The organism is Psychrobacter sp. NPDC064578 (assembly GCF_044901245.1).
Classification (GTDB): domain Bacteria; phylum Pseudomonadota; class Gammaproteobacteria; order Pseudomonadales; family Moraxellaceae; genus Psychrobacter; species Psychrobacter cibarius_C.
The window spans coordinates 271,655-294,355 of the sequence record NZ_JBJDPI010000003.1 but is presented as its reverse complement, the minus strand read 5'-3'; the positions used below and the strand labels follow the sequence as shown (position 1 = coordinate 294,355).

Below are 22,701 nucleotides of genomic sequence, written 5' to 3'. Positions count from 1 at the left end.
TCCATAATTTTATGGCTGATTCCATATAGAAAAGCCAGATTTTCTTTTTGCGTACTTGAACTTGATTTTCTTTATCATACGGCTTTTATTTCTCAATGCCTTAAACGCATTGTCTTTTTTACTCTCGACTGATTTAGAGGTTCGCTGACTGCCTTTTTCATCTACCTTGACATTATCTTTACTCAAGTCCACGGCATGCTTATCATCGTTGCTGTTATCCTTATTGTCGCTAGCATCGTCATCAGCAGCATCATCAGCAGCATCATCAGCATGGCCATCGTTTGACATGTCTTTTGTCGTTTCGGCGACGTTACCTTCCTTATTGTTATCTTCAATTTCGTTTTCTATGTGATGCTCAAGCTCAGTTTGATTGACAATAAGCTGCTGTGTTGGCAAGGCATGCTCGACATCATATTTCGCCACTTGGTTCAATAAATCAACAAACAAAACGTTCTGTTTGTCATAGAACTCAGTCACGCCATTAGCATTAACATACGCCTGTAATTGAATGATGTAGCAGTCTTGACGTAGCTCTAAAATATTGACCTGATTCCATTCTTGGTTGGTCAAATAATGCTCATCTATAAACTCATCCAAGTCCTTGACCATCTTAAAGACTACATCAATATCAGCAGTGCGTTTAATATATAACTGATGGAAGAAGCGAAACATATCGCGGGACGTAAAGTTTTCAATCTGCATCGATGAGAAATCACCATTTGGTACAGTCACAACAGTGCGCGTCAAGGTGCGCACACGTGATGAGCGAATACCAATATCAATGACTGTGCCTTCATAAGTGCCAAACTTACAATAATCACCAATACGTACGGGCGAATCCGCCACGACCACGACACTACCAACAAGGTTTTCGATGGTTTTTTGCGCACCCAGTGCTAATGCCAAACCACCCACACCCAAGGCGGCAATACCCGTGGTCAAATCAAAACCCAAATTACCGAAGATAACAATCACAGCAAAAATCAGCAGCAACGCTTTGACGACTTTGCGTAGCAGCCCCAAGATAGAGACCCGTTCAGTATAGTTTTTCTTATAACTTAAATTTACCGCACGAGTGAATATGGCATCGATGACTCGTAGCAGCAACCAAGTTAATGCAAGCCAAGATGCAATCTCAGTAAAGCGATTGACCGGTTCTCGCAGCGTCACTGACACGCCCGCATATACCATCACTTCTGACAATATCAGCGCCATAATGACCACAGCCAGCGGCAATACGACCTTATCAGGTAATGGCAATGGTACGCCGCGTACACGAGGATAGACGATTCGTAATAGATGGTACAGCAGCCATACCATGATATAAGTAAATACAAAGCTGCCGACAGTCATCATTAACGCTGCGGCTAAATCCGCCACTTGATAGCCAAACAGCTTTTTGCCTTCTAATGAATCAAAAGTATAGCGAGACACTAACGTTGGTTCGGTATTTTCTATGACTTCTGGTACTGAGCTAAGCGTATCCGTAGAAAACTGCCAGTACTGCTCTCCTTGCTTAGACACCACTCTTTCAAGTATCAGTGGCACACTTTTTTCACCCACATTAATCGCACCGACGTTTTCTTGGCTTGGCGGTAGCTGATCAGTTAGATTGCCCTCAGACGTATTATTAATCTGCAAATCAGGCTGAAAACGCCCGCCTGCATCCAGCGCTTGCTTGAATTGACGAACGATTGTGGTTGGATTGTCAGACTTTGATAAGTTTAAATAATTACTCGCCAGCAGATAGTCATTTTCACCTAACGCACTGATGAAGCCCTGTACGGTATGGCGCGGTGTATCGCGTCCGAATGAATCTGGTATCGGCGTACTCGCCGACTCCTCACTGGTACTGCCACCCATCCCCAGTGCGCTAGCTTCAGCAGCAAATGCATTATTTGGTAACAACGCACTCAACAGCATCACAAGCAAAAACAAAATTGCCATTAGTGGCATTTTGATGATTGAGTATGGTGAAGACAACTCGGGACTGGTAATCATAGGAATCAGGCGATACTTAATAGACAAAACAAACCTCTTAGCATTATGAATGGTACAACGAAGAACAAATGAGCACTTCCCCATAATAGCAATTATTTATAACAGCAGTGCTTTTGATTACACGTTTTTATGGTCATCTATGTGAGTTATCTGCTCTCACCTTTGCTTATGGCTTCTGATTTTTTATCACCTTTCACGATACTCCTTCTCAATGCCTACTATGAATGAGAGTGATAATCGTTAAATGAGTAAACCGCAATCTATCATGAAAACTCCTCAGCTTATCGTGAATAAACATTAGGTTAAAGTGGTTTATAAAGCGGTCTGTTTTGTAGATAATGAACGCAGTTTTGCTTGTCCACTGTTTTTTGTAATTTTTAGCCATATTAACGTCAATATGGTTGCTTTTTCGCTGCATTTTTTAATATGATTATTTTGGAATTGACTATGTCTTTATCACGTTCATCTTCACGTACCTACCTTCGTTTGAGTATCTTAAGCGCACTAGGTTTACTTGCGGTTAACACAGCAATGGCAGTGACACCTGACGTTGCTACTATTAGCGATAGCGAGCTACCACAAGTTGAACTCGATGAAATCGTTGTAACAGCTACCCGCACCCCTACCAAAATCAGCAATACCATTGCCCAAACAAGGGTTATTGATAGCGAAGAATTACAGCGTTATCAAGGTCAAACCGTGCAAGATATAATCTCTCGGCAACCAGGTTTTAGTAACTTTTCTAACGGTGGCATGGGAACTACTGGCAACTTCTACATTCGTGGTTATGACAAAAGACAGATTTTAGTTTTAGTTGATGGGATACGTTATAGCTCTGTTGATGATGGCGGTGCAGCATTAAGTTTATTGCCTGCTGAGCAAATTGAACGTATCGAAATATTATACGGTGCTTCAGGCTCAAGTATGTATGGTGCTGATGCCATGGGTGGCGTGATTCAAATATTCACAAAAGGCTCTAATATTGAAAAAAATCAATTTTCTGTAACTGCAGGAGCAGGCTCTCACGACCATTACCTATATGGTGCTACTGCACAGTTCAGAAACGATCAAGGTACGAGCCTAAGTCTCTCTGCTAGCCGTAATGAAACCAAGGGTTTTAGCGCCGTTGCTCCCGATGGCTATGGTTATAATAAAGACGATGATGGATTTAAGAGCAATAACTATAGTTTGAATCTTAACCAAAAGGTGAATGAAGCGGTCACGGTAGGTATTAGTGGCTTATATACTGACTCAACCACAGATATTGATTCAGCAGATCAGTATAACTGGGAATCTCCCTATGAAAAGCTAGAAACAGCTCTACATGACGCTTATGTCAATCAAAAAAACGGGGTTGCTAGCGCCTATATCCAGTACAAAGATGCTGAAAAAACAGCTAAGCTAGCTTATGGATACAGTGTTGCCGACTCTTCTACCTATGAATATGAATCCAAAGTGGGCAATCCAGATAAATATGATACCACTCAACAGCAGATCACCTTAACAGGTGATTATAAGTTACCTATTGGTACTGCTGTTTATGGTATTGAGCACCTAAAACAAGAGTTAGACTCTAGTGTTTATGAAGCTGATGACCGTAAAGTTACTGGTGGTTATCTAGGATATATTCTATCTAAAGATAATATAGACGCTCAGGCTAATGTTAGACATGATGATTATTCTGATTTTGATAGTGAAACCACCTATAACTTAGGCGCCGCTTATCACTTCACTCCTGAATTACGTGTCGGAGCGAATTATGCTAAAGGTTATCGCGTACCATCTTTTACCCAATTATTTGGTCCAGCTAGTTGGGGAAGTAATCCAAACTTAAAGCCTGAAACCAGTGACAACTATGAAGCTTTTATTGAGTATGATACTTTGCTTCAATCTACGCGCTTGACAGGCTATCATAATACAGTTGATGACCTTATCTCTTGGTCTGGTTCACAAAATGAAAATATTGAATCAGCAAAAATAAGAGGTGCTACTTTAAGCACTGACTGGAATATTGATAATTACTTATTTGGCTTAAGCTATGATTACCAGAAAGCCGAAAATGATAGTGGACTTGGTAATGATGGTAACTTACTAGCTATTCGTCCTGAACATAAAGGCTTGGTCTATGTCGGCTATCAATTATCAGATCTAGATATCCGTGCTGAATACCAGTACGTGGATGATTATTATTATGACGCTACTAATGATACGAAAGTTGAGAGTTATAATTTAGTAAATATTAGTAGTAATTACAAACTGACTGACAACCTATCTATGACTGCACGTTTAAATAACGTGTTCAATGAAAAATATGTAACAGCCCCTAGTTATAATACTGACGGCACTAACTTCTTCACCTCATTAACTTATAACTGGTACTAGAGTTATTCGTTCTGTTATTAAAAGAGACCATCTATTGATGGTCTTTTTTTATGGGTGACATTTTATCTGTCATCTATTACAATGACACCCTCCGAGAGGTGTTGCGCCATAATAATTGATTATTGCATCTAGGCTTCAAAGCCATGTTAATCAATCATTATGTTAGGCTCGGTTAACTGTCGATCGCCCTATTTTGGTCGCTCACAGCGCAAACAACGGCACCTGCGTTTTTATTCTTTTTATCATACCTTAACCACTGATAGGAGCATATTATGGACGCAGTGTCTAACACCCCATCTGCCCATACGATCGACCCCTCTTTCACTGACTATAAAGTCGCCGACATCAGCCTTGCTGACTACGGTCGCCGTGAAATTACCCTTGCCGAAGCTGAAATGCCTGCCCTAATGGGTTTGCGTCGTCGCTACGAAGCCGATCAGCCGCTTAAAGGCGCAAAAATCGCTGGCTGTATCCACATGACGATTCAGACTGCCGTCCTTATCGAGACACTAGTCGCGCTAGGTGCTGAAGTACGTTGGACCTCATGTAATATCTTCTCAACCCAAGACCATGCTGCTGCGGCTATTGCTGCTGCTGGCATCTCTGTTTATGCTTGGAAAGGCGAAACTGAAGAAGAGTACGAATGGTGCTTACGTCAACAAATCCACGTTGGCGGCGAAGAGTCAGGTCAGCTTTGGGATGCCAACTTAATCTTAGATGATGGCGGTGATTTAACTGCATTGATTCATAATGATTATGCCGAGCTTCTTGACAGCATCCATGGTATCTCAGAAGAAACCACTACTGGCGTCCATCGCTTAGTCGAAATGCTAAATAAAGGCACACTTAAAGTTCCCGCTATCAACGTTAACGATGCGGTTACTAAGTCTAAAAACGACAACAAATACGGCTGCCGTCATAGTTTAAATGATGCTATCAAACGTGCAACTGACATGTTCCTTGCTGGTCGTCGCGCTTTGGTCATCGGTTATGGCGATGTGGGTAAAGGCTCTACACAAAGCTTACGTCAAGAAGGCATGATCGTACGTGTCTCAGAAGTTGATCCTATCTGTGCCATGCAGGCATGTATGGACGGTTTTGAAGTATTGTCACCTTACATCAATGGTGATAACACTGGCGGCGCAGAAAACATCAACACCCGTCTGCTTGAAGACACTGACATGATTGTTACTACTACTGGTAACTACCATGTTTGTGACAGACATATGCTAGCAGCCCTTAAGCCTGGTGCGGTTGTTTGTAACATCGGTCACTTTGATACTGAGATCGACACCCAATTCATGCGTGATAACTGGCGCTGGGTTGAGATTAAGCCACAAGTGCATCAAATTTTCCGCTCGGACGACGAAAATGATTATTTGATTTTGCTTGCTGAAGGTCGTTTGGTTAACCTTGGTAATGCCACTGGTCACCCATCGCGCGTGATGGACGGCTCATTTGCCAACCAAGTATTGGCACAAATGTATCTGTTCGAAGAAAAGTTTGCTGACTTGCCAGCCGACGCACGTACTGACAATTTATATGTAAAAGTACTGCCTAAGAAGCTCGACGAAGAAGTCGCTGCGGCGATGGTTTCTGGCTTTAACGGTACGTTGACTAAGCTGACTGAAAAACAAGCAGAGTATTTGGGTGTGCCTGTCGAAGGTCCATTTAAGCCTGACGCTTACAAATACTAAAAGGAGCCAGACTGTGACTAAGCCTGCTTTCTCCTTTGAGTTTTTTCCTGCTAAAACCGAGCTAGGTCATGAAAAACTACTCAGTACTTATGATGAGCTGAATAAGCTATCACCTGCGTATTTTTCGGTGACCTACGGTGCTGGTGGTTCAACCCGAAATCGCACTTTAGATATCGTTCAAGCCCTGTGCGCACGCGGTGAGACTGACATTGCGCCGCATATATCTTGTATCGGTGATGATAAGGCGGAAATCGCTGAATTGCTCGATCTGTATAAAGGTTTGGGCATCAAGCGCTTAGTCGCGTTGCGTGGTGATTTACCATCAGGTCAGGTTGGTATGGGCGAGCTACCATTTGCGTTAGACTTGGTTAAGTTTATCCGTGAACATTCAGGCGATCATTTCCATATCGAGGTCGCAGCGTATCCTGAAATGCATCCACAAGCGCGTAGCTTTGCGTTTGATATTGACAGCTTGGTCAATAAATACCAAGCGGGTGCTAATGCATCGATTACCCAGTTTTTCTATAACGCTGATAGTTACTTATATTTGCGAGATACCTTAGAGAAGCGTGGTATCGATACGGTTGCTCAGCCTTTAATCGCTGGTATCATGCCAATTACTAACTCAAGTAATTTGGTACGCTTTGCCGATAGCTGTGGCGCTGATATTCCGCGTTATGTACGTAAGCAGTTGTCTGACTTTGGCGATGACCGCAAAGCCATTCGTGAATTTGGTTTTGATGTCGTCTATCGTTTATGCGAGCGCTTAATTGCTGAGGGCGTACCTGCCATGCATTTTTATAGCATGAATAAGGTTGAGCCAAACAAGCGCTTGGTTGAAGCACTCGGCTTAGCTTAATTACTCATCATATTTATCGAATGTATTTTTTAAAGACTGGCGTTCCTAGGAGCGCCAGTCTTTTTGGTATAAGAATTGCACTAATGCAAATTCTACTAAAGATAATCCCTTTACCCTCTCAAACGATATTCTGCTAAGATATTTGAAATATATTATTCAAACAATAGGACTAAGCAACTGTGCGACGTTTTTTTTATGACACCAGCAATGACATCAGTGATGAAAGAAGCTCACTCCATCCTCAACTTAGCACCTTGGCTATTGGGGATAGTGCCGAATTAACAGAGAGTATCGTCCATCATTGGTGCCGTGTATTACGTGCCAATATTGGCGATCAAGGCATATTATTCGATGGCTTTGGCGGCGAGTATCAGGTGCAGCTACAGGTCATCAGTAAAAAACACGCCACTGTGACATTATTAGCACATGTAGATACTGACCGAAGTGCCGCTGTCTTCACTAAAATCGGTCTAGTGATGAGCCGCGGTGAACGCATGGACTATGCGATTCAAAAATCCACCGAGCTTGGTGTCACTGCCATTCAATTGCTAAGTAGCCATCATGGCGAGGTCAATCTAAAGCCTGCCCAAGTAGAAAAAAAACTGGCACATTGGCAGCAAGTTGCCATTGCCGCGTGTGAACAATGCGGTCTTAACCGTCCACCTCTTATTATTGCGCCTGTGTCCATAAATGACTGGTTACAAAAGTCAGTGACTCACTCTGCCGATTCACAAATGGATGTTCGCCCTCCTACTACCAGTACTATTGTCACAACCCTTAGCCAAGACCCTTATTATCAAATATTACAACAACCAGCAGATTTGCGTCTGCAACTGAGCGTACCAGCTGCAGGACAACCAGCAATGCCTAGGTCGCTACCAACAGTCTTAACGCAACAGTCTCCTTATATTGAGCTGCTAATAGGCCCTGAAGGCGGTCTGAGTGTTGATGAATGCCAGCAAGCAGCGAAGGCTGGTTTTGAACCTTGGCAAATTGGCTCAAGAGTCTTACGCACCGAGACCGCACCCGTGGTGGCGTTGGCGACTCTGCATGCTTTGAGCTATTATGAGTAAATACCATATGCGTAATCCTAATTGCTGTTCCATTTCGACGTGATGAGTCCAACTATGACTGCTTTCCCCCCTATTTCCATCGCAGACAAACAGCAACTGCTGGCCGAGTTATGTGAGCAGCTTGATGATGCAATATTCATCTTGGATGTCCATTTACGCTATCTATCGGTCAATGCCAGTTATGAGATTATCATTGGCTACAGTGAGTCATTTTTGCTTGGCAGACCACTTGGTGTTTATGCGGCAGAGTTTTTATCAGATGAAGAAAGAGCCGTTTTAGCAGATATTACTAACCATCTAGACTGCAATGGTTTTTATGAAAACGACTTTTCGATGCCGAACCGTTATGGACAAATACTTGACTGTCACATGACTTATCGCAAAATCTGTGTCAATCATAAGACTTACTATATCGGTATGGTGCGTGATATGTCCTCGGTCGTCAAGGATCAAAAGCAAGTGGCGCATTTGCTCAATTATGATCAATTGACTGGGTTACCAAACCGTAAGGTTTTCTTGAGTCAGACCAGCGACCTATTGTTGGACAGCTATCAAGAAGTCGTGATTGTGCGCTTTAATATTGACCGTTATCGCAATCTAGCAAGCTTACTTGGCCCTGATGGCATCAACACTTTGGTAAAAAACTTTGTCACACGCCTGAAGAACCTCAAGCTCGATAATTTACAGTGTTTTTCCCATTTTGGCGGCGATGATTTTGCGTTATTATTCGAATCCAATGACGCTAACATGGTACGTCATCAGCTAGATAGCTTGATGCAAATGTGTGAACGCCCCTTCTCCTTAGATGAAAATACTGCGACAGATGCCAAGATTTATTGTCATATTTCCGTCGGGGTCAGTTACTTTCCCACTAACGACGACGAAGTGACAGGATTATTGACCAAGGCTGAAAAAGCCCTGCATTATGTCAAGCAGCAAGGCGGTGATGACATTTGCTGGTATGATACGGCCATTGACGAAGCCACTGCGGGTAGCTTGCAGTTAGAGGCGGAACTTAGAGCCGCCACCACTGAAAATCAGTTTGTTCCTTATTATCAACCAAAGTTTGAGTTGGCTACTGGCATCATTATTGGTTTTGAAGCGCTGGTACGTTGGCAACACCCGACTCGCGGACTGCTAAAGCCGATACATTTTATCAATGCCATTATCACTCATAAACTGTCGTTTGAGCTGTTCTCGCACATGGCGGTTCAAATAGCTAAGCAGTTATCGACTTGGCAACAGCAAGGATTTTGTCAGCATATCTGTATCAATGCAGATGCCGCCGAATTTAGCCACCCTGAGTTTTCTGAGATGGTGAGCAATTTACTGGTGCAACACCGTATTTCTGCGCATCAGCTACATATTGAAGTCACTGAATCATCGTTAATTCAGCGTCATGCAAATGTCAAAAAACAGCTTACTCTGCTCAAAGAGCTGGGAATTTGTCTGGCGTTGGATGACTTTGGCACCGGTTATGCTTCTTTGAGTTACTTACAAGAATATCCGTTTGATTTTATTAAAATTGACAAAAGTTTTATATCCAACATCGACACCGATCGTACCCAACATGCCATTGTAAAAGCTATTTTAGACTTGGCAATGGCACTTGATATGCAGGTAGTCGCCGAAGGTATCGAAACTGAACAACAGCGAGATGTGTTGCTAAAAATGGGCTGTCAACAGGGACAAGGCTATTGGTTTGGCAAACCAGTGCCAGCAGAGGCTGCGACTGAGATGTTGATTCAGCAGTACGCCGCCAAATAAACCCCCTTTAACGAATGTTTATTCATCCAGTATCATGAGTATTTTCATATGGTTATTCGCGTTTCCTCTTAACGCCTAACGTCGATTGTATAACCGATGCAAGATAGGTTCATGACTTATCAGTGCTGTCACCAAACTTGTATAATCCCCTCTGAAAGCCTATCTTTTATAGTGAATTTGTTAGAGCTTATTAAGTTTCAAGCTTACTCTGACCATCGCCATTCTTTTCAATACTATTTTATATAGCCGACAACATCGTCAATCTGCATTATTGCCTAGCATTTATTTGGGCTCGTTAGATTAATATGGGCTGGACTTGTGCATTAAATAACAGTGCAGTCATGTGCCTACCCTTGATGATGATTGGTTATATTCTCAAAAGGACAGGAAGTTATGCAATACAAAGCGCCCTTACGTGACATTCAATTCGTGATGCATGAGTTACTCGACAGCGAAAGCCATTATAAAACCCTGCCAGCATTCCAAGAAGCCGATCGCGAGCTAATGGACAGCCTGTTTGAGATGGCGGCAAGCTTTGCTGAAAATGAGCTATCACCATTGAATCAAAGTGGTGACGCTGAAGGCTGTAAATTTGATAATGGTCAAGTGACCACGCCAAAAGGCTTTAAAGAAGCATACAAAGCGTATTGTGAGCTTGGCTTCCCAGCCTTGTCTGCGGAAGAAGCCTTTGGTGGTCAAAACATGCCGTTCTCATTATCGACAGTCATCAATGAGATGATGGGCACTGCGAACTGGTCATTCTCTATGTATCCTGGACTATCGCATGGCGCTATCCAAACTATCGAGCATCATGGTACAAATGAGCAAAAACAAACTTATTTAGAAAAAATGGTCACCGGCGAATGGTCAGGTACCATGTGTTTGACAGAAGCACATGCGGGCTCTGATTTGGGTATCATCCGCACTAAAGCTGAACCTAATGATGACGGCAGTTATAGCATCACTGGTCAAAAAATCTTTATCTCAGCGGGTGAACATGACTTAACTGACAATATCATTCACATTGTATTGGCTCGTCTACCAGGCGCGCCTGCTGGTACAAAAGGCATCTCATTATTTATCGTACCTAAAGTCATGGTTAATGAAGACAACAGCCTAGGCGAAAACAACAAGGTTTTTTGTGGCTCTATCGAACACAAAATGGGTATCAAAGCCTCAGCCACTTGTGTGATGAACTTCGATGGCGCGACCGGTTATTTGATTGGCCCAGAAAACCGTGGTCTACAGTGCATGTTTACCTTTATGAACGTGGCGCGTATTGGTACCGCAGTGCAAGGTTTAACAGCAGCAGAATATGCGTTCCAAGGCTCATTGACTTATGCCAAAGATCGCTTAGCAATGCGTTCATTATCTGGTGTTAAAGCCCCTGAAAAAGCAGCTGACCCTATCATCGTTCATCCAGCGGTTCGTAACATGCTGTTGACTGAAAAAGCCTTTGCTGAAGGTGGTCGTGCTTTAGTCTATTACCTCTCACATTTTGCCGATACTGTTGCAAAAGGCGAAGGCGATGCGCTTAAATTTGCTGATCAAATGCTGTCACTATTGACACCGATTGCTAAAGCGTTCTTGACTGAAACGGGTCTAGAAGCGGCTAACCATGGCGTACAGGTTTATGGTGGTCATGGCTTTATCAGCGAATGGGGCATGGAGCAAAACGTGCGTGATACGCGTATTGCTTGCTTATACGAAGGTACTACTGAAATCCAGGCACTCGATCTACTAGGTCGTAAAGTATTGGGCTCACAAGGCAAACTGCTTGCAAACTTTGTAAAAATCATCCAGACATTCTGTGAAGAAAACAAAGAAAACGATGAGATGGGTCAGTTTATTCGCCCACTTGCCAAACACCTTAAAGAATGGGGTGATTTGACTGCACGCATCGGCATGCAAGCCACTGAAAACCCAGATGCAGTTGGCGGCGCTGCGGTTGATTATATGTATTTCAGCGGTTATGTGACGCTAGCCTATTTATGGGCACGCATGGCATTAGTGGCACAAACTGAACTTGTTAACGGTACTAGCGAACAAGCCTTCTACGACGCGAAAGTAAAAACCGCGCAGTTCTACTTTGCTAAGCTATTGCCACGTACCACCACTCACGTACAGCGTATCAGCACTGGTGTTGAACCATACATGAGCATGGACGTTGATCAGTTCGCTTTTTAATTAGACGTTAAATACTGCTAATACTGTATTTTTATCGGCAACATACTCAGGTGTGTTGCCGATTTTCTTAGCGCTATTAAAATTAATAACGAGTAGAGTTAACACTTTCAAAAAACCTAACCTTTTGTAAAAATCTATCCCTATTTTTATAAAGGCTATCCTTTATCAATACTTTTGGTGTACGCACAATTCACGAAGAAACACACCCGTGCGCAAGCTTATTTGCTAAACTTTGATTATTAACCGCTAAGGTTAGACCAAAAGAACAATTGATATCTTTAACAACTTTAATTTTATTTATTTGAACCAAAGGAATGTTTATGGCTGTTTATAATGCCCCTCTGAATGACATGCGCTTTATCTTAAATGATGTATTTAACGCGCCTAAATTTTGGCAAAATAACGAAAACTTAGCTCATGTCGATATGGAAACCGTCGATATGATTTTGGAAGAAATGGCAAAACTGTCAAAAAACATTCTTTTGCCAATCAACCGCAGCGGCGATGAAGAAGGCGCAACCTTTGAAGGTAATGGCGTCGTCACGACTCCTACTGGATTTAAAGAAGCGTATAAACAGTATGCTGAATCAGGCTGGGTTGGCTTAAGCGGTAACGCTGAATACGGTGGTCAAGGTTTCCCAAAAATGGTGACCATGCTGACTGAAGAGATGGTATTCACTGCCAACCAATCATTTGCCCTCTACCCTAACCTAACCGTTGGTGCAACACTGTGCCTAAACGCAGCGGCTTCTGAAGAACAAAAGCAAACTTACTTAGAAAAAATGTACAACGGCGAGTGGGCGGGCACCATGTGCTTGACAGAGCCGCATGCTGGTACTGACTTAGGTATTATTAAGACCAAAGCCGTTCCTAATGATGACGGTAGCTATGATATCTCTGGTACCAAAATCTTTATCACTGGCGGTGAGCATGACTTAACCGAAAATATCATTCATTTGGTACTCGCAAAAACTCCTAACGCGCCAGAAGGCTCAAAAGGTATTTCGCTATTTGTCGTACCGAAATTCTTGGTCAATGCAGATGGCAGCTTAGGCGAGCGTAATACCCTAGCAGTCGGCTCTATCGAGCATAAAATGGGCATAAAAGCCTCAGCCACTTGTGTCATGAACTTTGACAGCGCTAAAGGCTGGATGGTTGGTGCCGAAAACACGGGTCTGTCATCAATGTTTATCATGATGAACTATGAGCGTGTCACCATGGGTCTGCAAGGCCTTGGTGGTTCTGAGCTTGCTTACCAAAACGCAGCGCTATATGCCAATGACCGTGGTCAAGGTCGTAGCGATACCCAACTGCAAAGTCCAGAAAAACCAGCGGATGCCATCATTCATCATGCCGATGTGCGCCGTATGCTATTAAATGCCAAAGCCAATACCGAAGCCTCACGTTGCTTTGCGATGTACGTGGCTAAAAATCTTGATGAAGAGAAATTTAGCACCGACCCTGAAGCCGCTCAAGCAGCAGCAGCACGCGTTGCGCTACTAACGCCAGTTGCCAAAGCTTTCTTGACCGACAAAGCATTAGAAGCGACCATTGATTGCCAGCAAGTATTTGGCGGTCACGGCTATATCCGCGAATGGGGTATGGAGCAAATCGTCCGTGATACCCGTATTGCACAGATTTATGAAGGCACCAACGGTATTCAAGCACTTGACTTACTAGGTCGTAAAGTGGCAAAAAATAACGGCAAATACGTCACCCACTTCTTAGGTGAAATTCGTGATTTCGTCAATAACATGCAAGCAGATCATGGTATCAAGCAAGCAACGCTAGATGCTGCCGACACGATTGAAGCATTGACCAACACCGTTCTTAGTAACATTAGCGAGCGTAAAAACGAAGTCAATGGCTGTGCCGTTGACTACATGCATGCCTTTGGTTACCTCGCTTATTCGTATATGTTTGCGTTGATGGTAGAAGCCGCTAACGGTAAAGAAGGTGAGTTTTATACCAATAAAGCCAAGCTTGCCGATTATTTCGTCGGTCGTATTTTGCCACGCATTGATGCTCATGCACAAATGGTTCAAGCTGGTAGTGATCCAATGATGAACTTTGATCTTAGTTACTTTGATGTACCTGCTAGCTAATTTCTTACTTTTATAATAAAGTAAGCCATACCGCACTACGATAAGGGGACAGTCACGCTACTGTCCCTTTTTTACGTATAACATATTGTTTTTAAAAGCAATTATATAAACCTTTGCATATTTGGTAGCCATTAGCTTTATTTTTTGGCTATTGGTAGTTATAACCTTAACAATACTTAACAGGCTAAGCCTTAAAAATAGTCGTTTAAGTTTCAACATTCCTCAACATGCCAGCAAGTTAAAACCATAACAATTGATAACAAGCTCATAGGCTCTAACTTAGCTTAGCTAACTTTGTACCATATCGAGGCTAAAACGCTGTAGCGGCTAAATGAGGCGGTACAGATAACGTGTTAAGGCTCATATCATTGGTTAGTAACTCAATGTCCACTTGTCTGCCTCGTTGCTTGTCGCAAAAGTCCCTTATGCTGCCTCATGTTACTTGTCTTGAAAATATCCAGCATGAGCAAAACCTACCCTGTGCGCGTACTGTTCCATAAACTACCCTTAAGATGTCCGAAAACCAACCCTTTTTATGGACTCCAAAAACTACCCTGCACGATGTCCAAAAACCTGCCCAAGTCCTTTTTAAAACAGTCCGAAAAACTACCCCTTTATGGACTCCGAAAACTCCTTTTTTATATTCCTCAAAAACCCCTGTAATTGGTGCTTGCCTCGCGTGCGCGCGCGATACTTGTACAGAAACTAGCTAACCCCTTATGCTGTATAGCTTTGCAATAATGGCAGTCATGAGCTGTTGAGCGTCTAAATGTCATGTTTTGTCATGTTCTGGCATTGATTAATTCACGTTTGAATGTCAAGTTTTGTTAAGTCGGCGGCGGTGCTAAAACCTCATGTTTTATCAGGTTCTAACCTTGTGGTTATCTTGGGGTAGTGAGTGCTGCCAATAACAACATTTCACAACATGCGCGGCGGTGTAAATTGATTTTGAATGTAAGGTTTTATCAGGTTTTGAATGTTGGGTTTTGCTAGGTTCTAACGTGTCCGAAAACTAACCGTAACCTTACCGTTGTTCTCATGCTCGTACTTGTTAAGAAACTACCCTTTGCATGAGATAGGCGCAAAACTGGGCTTATCTAAAAACTAGGGGTTTCCTCATGTTGTGAGTGCTACTAATGTAAACAAATGACAACATGCGGCGCGGTGTCTGCTCATCTAAAACCTTAGGGTTTCCTTAGGTATCTTTACATTATAAAAAGACGCTCATGCCTCAATTAATCATTAAATTATTGCTATTGCCTCCAACTTTGCACTGTCAAAACTGACATAACCCCCAAACAGGCACAAAAAAGGACGCTATTTATTAATAACGCCCAGATATTGCACTGCCAAAACTGACGAAACTATATAAAGGCTTTGAGGTTTGGATTGATAAAGTAACGCTCTGTCGGTCTGCCACCTTGCCCCGTGCTTTCCACTTGCTTGTAGTTGAGCCAGTCATATTCTATCAGCACATCAAGCGCGGTCTGCACTGCCTCATCATCAGTTAAGCCTTTCCAGCTTTTGCGCTTAAGACTTCGAGCTGTAAAGCCATGACTTACCCAGTTAGTTTTGTCGGTTTTGTCACTTGGTTTCTTAAGCATTTCTAATATTTTCTTGGACAGCAAAGACGCTTTGAGGTGTGAATTATCAGTAATGCAGCTATACACCCTAAGCATGTGAGTTTCTAACATATCGCCCCATGCAATCGCCGCTTGTAGTGCGTCAAGGCTAACCCCTCCTAACCGTCTGCCTATCTCTACACAGTCCACCAGATGAAAGATGAGGGCTAACGCTGGGACAAGTCTGCCATACTTAAGTAAGTGCTGAGTTATTACGTCATGTTCTGCCTCATCAGCTTTGTTCTGTAAATTGTCGTCCCAGTCCATAAAAACAGGATAGGCATTACTATCAAAACGAAAATAAGGGCGCTTGTAATACTCGTTTGGCTCATGTGCCCCGTAACTGACTAGGCTGTCGGTGTAAAGGTTGTCCATTGCCTCAAACAAGGCATAAACGGCGTTACGGCTGTCCTTATCGACTGCTATATCGTTTCGCTTAACCCGTGCTATTGGGTCTGGGTAAACCATCATTTGAAAACGTTGCATCAGTCCGTCATTGCCTAACCCTTTCATGGTCTTTTCTAAGTACATCTCTAACTTATCAGGCTGCAAGCCACCCATGACAGACAAACAATGATTTTCAATGAATAGCGAGCCGCGCCCTATTCTGTCCACCATTTCGCTGCCCGTACCGTTAAAGCCTGACAGATAAAACGCCCTTTGTTCTTGTTCGCTGTCCTTATCAAGACTGGCTAAAAAGCCTGACAGCTCATCACGAAACTGTAGAACGCCGTTATTGTTTTGGTTCTCAATTTCGCCTAGTTTCTCCATAGTAATATTACCTACCATGTGCCGGCGTGGAATAGGCACGTTGTTATCTTGAGCCTTGCTTTCAGCTATGGCGGCTGCCTTTTTGTGCAAGTCCTCACTGGTTATAGGATCGTCCGTGTCATCGGTCTGGGTAGCGAGCTGCTTAGCCATTTTCTTGAGTGCGTCATCGTCTGCCTTTGCCTTGCTGTCATTGATGAGCTTTTGCGTTTCATGTTCTTGTTTAGCGAGTTCATGAGCTGCCCTTGCTTGGCTCGCAAGGTTATCAATCGGTTTCATTGCGGCGGCTATTGACGGGCTTTTCTTACTTGAGGGCTGCCCAATGATTGCACCCCACAGATTTGGCACTATGTCCCAGTCATCAAGGCGCTTAGGCATGATAGCCACCTTTGTACCTATGACGCTGCCCAATGCCACAAGCAAAGGCACTGCTACAAATTCAAGCGGTACGTTAAGCCGTTCGGCGCTGTTCATTGAGTAGTTGTAAAGCGGTTCTGGTAGCATGTTTTTGGTTATGCTGGTCACGGGCGGCAAGGTGTGATTGATTGCTTTTGGCGTTGCCCAGTCTGCTAACTGTAAATCTATTATCTGGGTATCATCAAAAGATAGGATTTCAGTATAACTTTTGCCACATTCAAGATGAGTCATCACACCCAATGGGGCGATAACTACTTTGACGTTACACCCTGCAAACTGCTTTTTAACCTTGTCCTTGTGCTCAATGCTGGGCAATATCGTTACTTGGGTATCGTGTGCAAAATGCTTTACCGTATCAAGGAACAGGTAGGGCGTTGGACTCACTGCTACTATGATTTTCTCATGTGCAAAGTGTTTAGCGAGCGTTACCCCGTCTTTGTAATTATCGACTATGACAAGCTCATAATCGCTTTGAGGTGTGCCAAGCAATAGCGCACATGATTGGCTTGTGTCAGTGACAAAGGGCAAGCCGCTATCATTGGGTGTAAAGCAAACAATACTTATTGCCTCTATAACTCTATTATGTAATATTGCTCCTACTGTGCCTGTAGTTTGCTGCCTTACCCCTGCATGTTCGCCTATGGTCGGTGCGATTTCATGTTGAATGTCTAACAAACTATTGGGTTCTAACAGGTGATAAATATCTGTTAGCAGTTTGTCACCTTGTAATGTCTGTTCTGTCGCTGGGCTGTGGTCGCCCAAAACAGTGGTTAAGCCCGTGTTGGTCGCATGGGTTTTTTGCTGTGTAGTGGTCATCTTTTACCCCTTGCTTGCGTCTGTTTCGGCTGGCGTGTGGCTCGATACTTCTTGTAGTAGCTTTTGCGCTTTGCATACTTGCGGCTTTGTTTGGGCTGTGGGTAATGCCTCATTGTTCGCCCTCCTTGTCGATGTCGTCTTGAGCCTGTGCACGTTTGGCTGCTTGCATGATTTGATAATAGCGGCTGCCTTGCGTGTCCTTTCTTTTTTGCTCCTTGCCCTGCTTTGATTTAGCAAAGGCAAGTTGAGCGTCCATAAAGGTTTTAGGGTTGTCCTTATCAGTCGTCATAAGCTACCACCTCGCCAAAATCACTTTGGGCTAATGGTTCGTTGAGGGTGTTTAGCGAGCTGCAAAGTAGGTTTGCCCATGTATCGGCGGCATCGTGTGTTAGGCGTGCCATACTTGCCGCTTGGCTGGGTGTAATGCCTTGTTTATAGATAAGGCTTAAGAGTGCGCCAACATCATTTAGGACGGTAATAGCGCCGCTAATGTCACATGCAATATCGGACAGCATGATAGACGGCATTAAAATCACTTCGTCATCATCGGCGGTGGTCATGTTGATTGTTTTAACTTGGCTGGCGTGGGCGGTATTGTTTAAGTTATGCATAATTAGTTACCTTTATTTTTGTGAGTGTTTGGACGTTGACGGGCTGGCATGAGGCGATTAGTAGCAGCATTAACAAGCAAGCCATGATTGACATAAAACCGATAAAGCTATGCTTACTTTGTTTAGGTGGCTGGTTGCCACTGTGCTGCCCGTGGTCGGCTTTTAGATTGGTTTTGTTATCTTTGCTCATCTCTTACCCCCTCAACGTTAAAAGCGATTTCTGCTATGCGTGTGGATAGCTCTTTAAGTGAATTTACTTGCCTACTACCTGTCGGTAACTCACGGCGTATAGCTAGTAATTGATTTTCTACTTCTACTATCTCTATCAGGCTATTAATGGCGCTCACATTGGCGTGTAAGGTAATGATTAACTGGTCGATAAAGTCATCAGTTATCATCAAAAAACCTTCATCTTTTAACCTGTCTATAACTTCGTTTACTAAGTCGCTATTACTCATCATTATTCACCTTGATTTCAGGTAGTAGGATAAGCCCACTCAACATCTCGCTAACGATACTTGCCAGCTCACTATTAGCAAGTAAGGCAGACCTTACAGCCACAATAACGCCGCGGCTTGCGTCATCATCGGTATGGATAGCATGAAGTGCCATTGCTAGGTGCTCGCTATCGTTTGATAGGTCTTGTATGCGGTCATCAATGACAGACAAGTAATAACTATCAACTGGCACTAGGCGCGGTTCTAATACGTCATTAGACTGGGGCATGTGCTGCTCCTTTGCTGTCGTTGCTGTGGTTGTGCTCAATCTCTAACAAGGCTGCCTCATCGAGCCAATACAGGCTAAAACGCTTGTCATTGTGCGTTACCATTTCGCTTTGAATGACTAGCCCCGATTTTCTAAGCTCATGTATGCGCTGGGCAAGTGAGGTAATGCGATAAAGCCTGTAAGCGTCCCAAGTGGTTATTGATGAGCCTGTCATTAAGTGCGCTCTTACTGTGTCGATTTGGGTCTTTGGTGCTTGCTCGTTATTAACGGGCGCGGTTGCTGTAGTGGTCATCGGTTATACCTCACTGTTTGCGTGTTGGCTGTCGATAAATGCCAGAATGTCGCTGTTCTTGAATAGCAAAATGCCATTGACGTTTGACGGCTTGATAAACTTGGGCGGTTCGGCTTGCCACCATCTACGCAAAGTAAGTGGACTTACACCAATTAAGGCGGCGGCTTGCTTAATACGCATTTGCCCGTCTGGGTGGATTGCTGGGGCTTGGGGGTTGTTTGTCGCTTGGGTCACGCTGTAACTCCTATTGTCTGCCATTGATTGGCGTGGTCTGGAGTTAACAGATTAGATTTATTTTTAGATAACAAAAACCCCCTAAACCTAGTGGTTACGGGGGTTAACGGGGTCTGGCAGTGTTTAAGGGTATTATTTTTTCATGGTTAGGGTGATTTCGCTGGGTGCATTCTTTGGGGTTCTACCTGATTTTTTAGCATGAGGCGGCGCAACTTCTGCTAGCCACGTTCTTATAGTTTCGTCCTCACTAGGTAGTAAGTCATAATTAACCTTAATCATAATTGCTTTGACTTGCTGCACCATGTCGCCCGTTCTAATAGCCTCGCTTTTATCCAATGACCAAAGATAACGAGCTATTGCTTTGGCGCTACTTATGAAAATAGGTTTTTCAATATTTAGCTTAGCAATTCCCTTTAATTCATCAATACTATCAGGCGCGTCTATCTTATTGCTTAGCTGCTCTTTGAGTTCTGTAATATCAGCGGCTGCTTTCTCAAGCTGTGCCTTGAGTTCTTTTATCTCGCTTTGGTTCTGCCTGTAAATTTCACTGGCTTTGTTCAATCTAGCGTTAAGTTTGTCATTTTCAGTTTTTAAGCTTTCTAATTGTTTAGCCTTGTCGCCTTCAACTAATTTTACATGCTCAATAAAATGATTGTCGCTAGTAGTTTGAGTTGAGGCTATATAGCCGTCCAGTTCTCGCTTTGAAAACCTGATTTCATCAAAGCCAATGCAGCTAAATTTATCTCTATTGTTATCACTAACAAAAGGATGGGGTTTGCTCTCAAACAAAGCCAAGCCATTGCTATAACTTATATTTGTATCATCCTGCCTCTCAAGCAACCTATAAATTAATATCTCGTTGCCAACTTCGCAATCAGGCAAAGTTATATATTCGCCATAGCTGCTAATTTTCTCAACCAGTAACCTATAAGTGAAATAGCCTGTCATCATTTTAAACTGTGAGTTTGAGCTGGTGCTGCTACTAATAAATAGTTCGCCCTGTGCGTCTTTTAATAACGGGCAAACATAGCCACTAAAATAAAAGCATGGCGTTATCTTTCTCTTTCTTGCCAAGTCCCTTATCTTGTCATAATCACAAGACATATCGACTTTACTATTTAAGGTAGTTACTACCTCATCCATTGTTAGGTAGTCATCATCAAGGTTTTTTTGCAAGGGGTTGATGTAGTAAAGACTGTCATCTTTAAAGATACCGTGCTTGGTGATTGGTTCAAACGCCATTACATCAGCTTTTTTAAAGTAAGTTATATTTGCGTCATTGCCTACCTGTTCTAGCCAACTGCAGTAAGGCTCAAAAGAATAATATTCGTCCATATAAAAAATTGTTAGGTGTTCGTCAATATCAAAACCCATTAGATATTTGACCACCTCATCAGGTGCGCTATTGGTCGCATTTGCCATTGCATTTATAACGTCTGCCACTAGAAAATAATCGTCCTTTCTAGCCTCTAACTCTTTAATTAAATCACTCATGTTTACACCCTACACCCTTAAAAAAAGTAGGAGTGAGGCGCTGACAGCATAAGGGTGTAAATCGCTGTCGTTCGGTTCATGACTACCTAGCCTCACAAGTGGTATGACAGCCCTTGAGCCGTCAAAACTGGTTAAAAACTGTCTAATATGGGGGTTTTGTCAGTTATGGCAGTGCTGTTTTAGGCTTGTTGTTCTTTTTTATTCTTAAAATCAGCATGAATAACATTATCAAACTTGCCAGCCTTGATATTGTCTAGGTAGTTCGCCCAGTCGTTCATCATGTGAGTTCTATTATCCGAAAAATCAAAACGGCTATATGCTTTGCCGTACTTGTTAAGCATTGCATGACCTAACTGTATTTCGGTTATCAGCTCATCATAGCCCAGTCGTTCCATCAGCATAGTTTTTGCACTTGCTCTAAAACCGTGGGGGCTGTGAATGTCTTTGTAGCCTTTGCCGTTATTCATAACTGGACTGTTCAGTAGCTTGTTAATTTCTTGGACATGATGATACTGGGCTTTTTTACGTCTAGAGTTATAGAATACATAATCATAATCGCCCGTTAATGGCTTTATTTTCTCTAATATGGCTATGGCTTGCGGTGCTAGTGGTATCACTACACTGTCCACCATATCGCCCCGTCCCTGCCCTTTCTGTGGCTCTAATATCCATTGTCTGGCGTTTAGGTCAATATCTGCCCATCTCATAGCGCAAACGTCACCAATGCGAACAAACGTAAGTGCTAGTAGCTGTAATATACTTTTGTTATAAAGTTGGCTTGTATCGTCTAGCTGGTCAATATCTTTTAGCAGTTCGGCAAACTCTTTAGGCTGTGTTAATGATGGGCGGTGCTTTACTTTATGCTTAATGAGCGTTCCGCCTAAGTCGCTGGCTGGATTGTACTCAATGACCATATGAGCTTTAGCAATTTGTAGAATGCTCTTTAATATGGTTTTTACCGTTAAGCCTTTGTACGGGTGTTTTTTCTGTATGTCCTTAATAAACTTAATAACAATGCTAGGGCTAATGTCCGTAACTTTCATATGTCCTAACTTTTGCTGAATAACCTTAATAATTATTTTATTGCTCTTGATAGTCGATTGCGATAAGCTCTTGCTGTTTTGTATTTCCAGCCATTCATTAATAAAGTAATTTAAAGTATTTTGACGGTCTGTTATGTCTTTTTGCTTTAAGCTGTCCCTATGCTCTATTGGGTCTATATCTTTAGCTAACAGTTGCATATTGTCGCTGTGGTATTGACGGGCTTCGGCAAGGCTTAACGCTGGATATTGTCCTAACGTCATATAGGGACGTTTGCCAGTGACAGGGTGTGTATAACGGTGTCTAAAGTCGGCTGTAACGTCTTGGCTATCTTTTTGTGGTCTAATACGTATCTCTAAGCCTTTGTAGCCAGCTATAGGGTAGCTAATCGTTTTAGCTATCTTGATAGTGTCTTTGATTGCTTTCTTGATTTGCGTGTCGGTTGTTAAGTCTATTTTAGCCATCGTTTTATTACCTGTGTTTTGGTAGCCATTTGGTAGCCGTTTTCACATTAGTTCTAACGTTATCACAAATGACATATTAGCACCAAAGCCATGCAGAATAAAGGCTTTATAGTTATCAGGTTATATCAGGCATTATCAAAAAACA

At 42.9% G+C, this 22,701-nt stretch carries 18 protein-coding genes; 7 read left to right on the top strand and 11 right to left on the bottom strand.

Annotation, left to right across the window (positions count from 1 at the left end; translation table 11 throughout):
• Positions 1-9 precede the first annotated feature (9 nt).
• Positions 10-2,001, bottom strand: coding sequence for a mechanosensitive ion channel family protein (locus tag ACI2JM_RS04925; RefSeq protein WP_404642649.1), 1,992 nt, complete (start codon positions 1,999-2,001; stop codon positions 10-12).
• A 447-nt stretch (positions 2,002-2,448) separates the two neighbouring features.
• Here ACI2JM_RS04925 and ACI2JM_RS04920 point away from each other — a divergent pair, with 447 nt between their 5' ends.
• From ACI2JM_RS04920 to ACI2JM_RS04890, 7 genes are all read left to right on the top strand, one after another.
• A complete protein-coding gene (locus ACI2JM_RS04920) occupies positions 2,449-4,383 on the top strand; it encodes a TonB-dependent receptor plug domain-containing protein (protein WP_404642544.1) in 1,935 nt (644 codons plus the stop codon).
• 272 nt (positions 4,384-4,655) lie between these two features.
• Positions 4,656-6,080 (top strand): adenosylhomocysteinase, encoded by a 1,425-nt coding sequence (gene ahcY / locus ACI2JM_RS04915; protein WP_201560242.1) that lies wholly within the window; start codon positions 4,656-4,658, stop codon positions 6,078-6,080.
• A 13-nt stretch (positions 6,081-6,093) separates the two neighbouring features.
• Positions 6,094-6,939 (top strand): methylenetetrahydrofolate reductase, encoded by an 846-nt coding sequence (locus ACI2JM_RS04910; RefSeq protein ID WP_404642542.1) that lies wholly within the window; start codon positions 6,094-6,096, stop codon positions 6,937-6,939.
• A gap of 179 nt (positions 6,940-7,118) precedes the next feature.
• Positions 7,119-8,012: a 16S rRNA (uracil(1498)-N(3))-methyltransferase gene (locus tag ACI2JM_RS04905; RefSeq protein ID WP_201560240.1), complete on the top strand. Its 894-nt coding sequence runs from the start codon at positions 7,119-7,121 to the stop codon at positions 8,010-8,012.
• Between the two features lie 54 nt (positions 8,013-8,066).
• Positions 8,067-9,779, top strand: a complete 1,713-nt coding sequence (locus ACI2JM_RS04900; protein WP_404642540.1) for a putative bifunctional diguanylate cyclase/phosphodiesterase — start codon at positions 8,067-8,069, stop codon at positions 9,777-9,779.
• A 393-nt stretch (positions 9,780-10,172) separates the two neighbouring features.
• A complete protein-coding gene (locus ACI2JM_RS04895) occupies positions 10,173-11,966 on the top strand; it encodes an acyl-CoA dehydrogenase C-terminal domain-containing protein (RefSeq protein ID WP_404642538.1) in 1,794 nt (597 codons plus the stop codon).
• Positions 11,967-12,286: 320 nt separating this feature from the next.
• Complete coding sequence (locus ACI2JM_RS04890; RefSeq protein WP_404642536.1) at positions 12,287-14,071, top strand: acyl-CoA dehydrogenase C-terminal domain-containing protein; 1,785 nt, start codon at positions 12,287-12,289, stop codon at positions 14,069-14,071.
• A 1,364-nt stretch (positions 14,072-15,435) separates the two neighbouring features.
• On the opposite strand, the gene ACI2JM_RS04885 is transcribed toward ACI2JM_RS04890, so the two are convergent.
• The 10 genes from ACI2JM_RS04885 to ACI2JM_RS04840 all read right to left on the bottom strand — a co-directional run bounded on the left by ACI2JM_RS04885 (position 15,436) and on the right by ACI2JM_RS04840 (position 22,556).
• On the bottom strand, positions 15,436-17,694 hold the full coding sequence (locus tag ACI2JM_RS04885; protein ID WP_404642534.1) for a YfjI family protein: 2,259 nt from the start codon (positions 17,692-17,694) through the stop codon (positions 15,436-15,438).
• 109 nt (positions 17,695-17,803) lie between these two features.
• Entirely contained in the window at positions 17,804-17,983 is a 180-nt protein-coding gene (locus tag ACI2JM_RS04880) for a hypothetical protein (RefSeq protein ID WP_372829166.1), read from the bottom strand.
• A complete protein-coding gene (locus ACI2JM_RS04875) occupies positions 17,973-18,305 on the bottom strand; it encodes a hypothetical protein (protein ID WP_404642532.1) in 333 nt (110 codons plus the stop codon). The genes ACI2JM_RS04880 and ACI2JM_RS04875 overlap by 11 nt, the downstream gene beginning before the upstream one ends.
• On the bottom strand, positions 18,298-18,495 hold the full coding sequence (locus ACI2JM_RS04870; protein WP_372829164.1) for a hypothetical protein: 198 nt from the start codon (positions 18,493-18,495) through the stop codon (positions 18,298-18,300). The genes ACI2JM_RS04875 and ACI2JM_RS04870 overlap by 8 nt, the downstream gene beginning before the upstream one ends.
• Positions 18,482-18,763, bottom strand: coding sequence for a hypothetical protein (locus tag ACI2JM_RS04865; RefSeq protein ID WP_404642530.1), 282 nt, complete (start codon positions 18,761-18,763; stop codon positions 18,482-18,484). The genes ACI2JM_RS04870 and ACI2JM_RS04865 overlap by 14 nt, the downstream gene beginning before the upstream one ends.
• Entirely contained in the window at positions 18,756-19,031 is a 276-nt protein-coding gene (locus ACI2JM_RS04860) for a hypothetical protein (protein WP_404642528.1), read from the bottom strand. The genes ACI2JM_RS04865 and ACI2JM_RS04860 overlap by 8 nt, the downstream gene beginning before the upstream one ends.
• Positions 19,018-19,323 (bottom strand): helix-turn-helix domain-containing protein, encoded by a 306-nt coding sequence (locus ACI2JM_RS04855; protein WP_296172887.1) that lies wholly within the window; start codon positions 19,321-19,323, stop codon positions 19,018-19,020. The genes ACI2JM_RS04860 and ACI2JM_RS04855 overlap by 14 nt, the downstream gene beginning before the upstream one ends.
• Positions 19,324-19,326: 3 nt before the next feature.
• Positions 19,327-19,557: a helix-turn-helix transcriptional regulator gene (locus ACI2JM_RS04850; RefSeq protein WP_372829160.1), complete on the bottom strand. Its 231-nt coding sequence runs from the start codon at positions 19,555-19,557 to the stop codon at positions 19,327-19,329.
• Between the two features lie 132 nt (positions 19,558-19,689).
• Positions 19,690-21,051: a coiled-coil domain-containing protein gene (locus ACI2JM_RS04845; RefSeq protein ID WP_404642526.1), complete on the bottom strand. Its 1,362-nt coding sequence runs from the start codon at positions 21,049-21,051 to the stop codon at positions 19,690-19,692.
• A gap of 179 nt (positions 21,052-21,230) precedes the next feature.
• Complete coding sequence (locus tag ACI2JM_RS04840) at positions 21,231-22,556, bottom strand: tyrosine-type recombinase/integrase (protein WP_404642524.1); 1,326 nt, start codon at positions 22,554-22,556, stop codon at positions 21,231-21,233.
• Positions 22,557-22,701 lie beyond the last annotated feature (145 nt).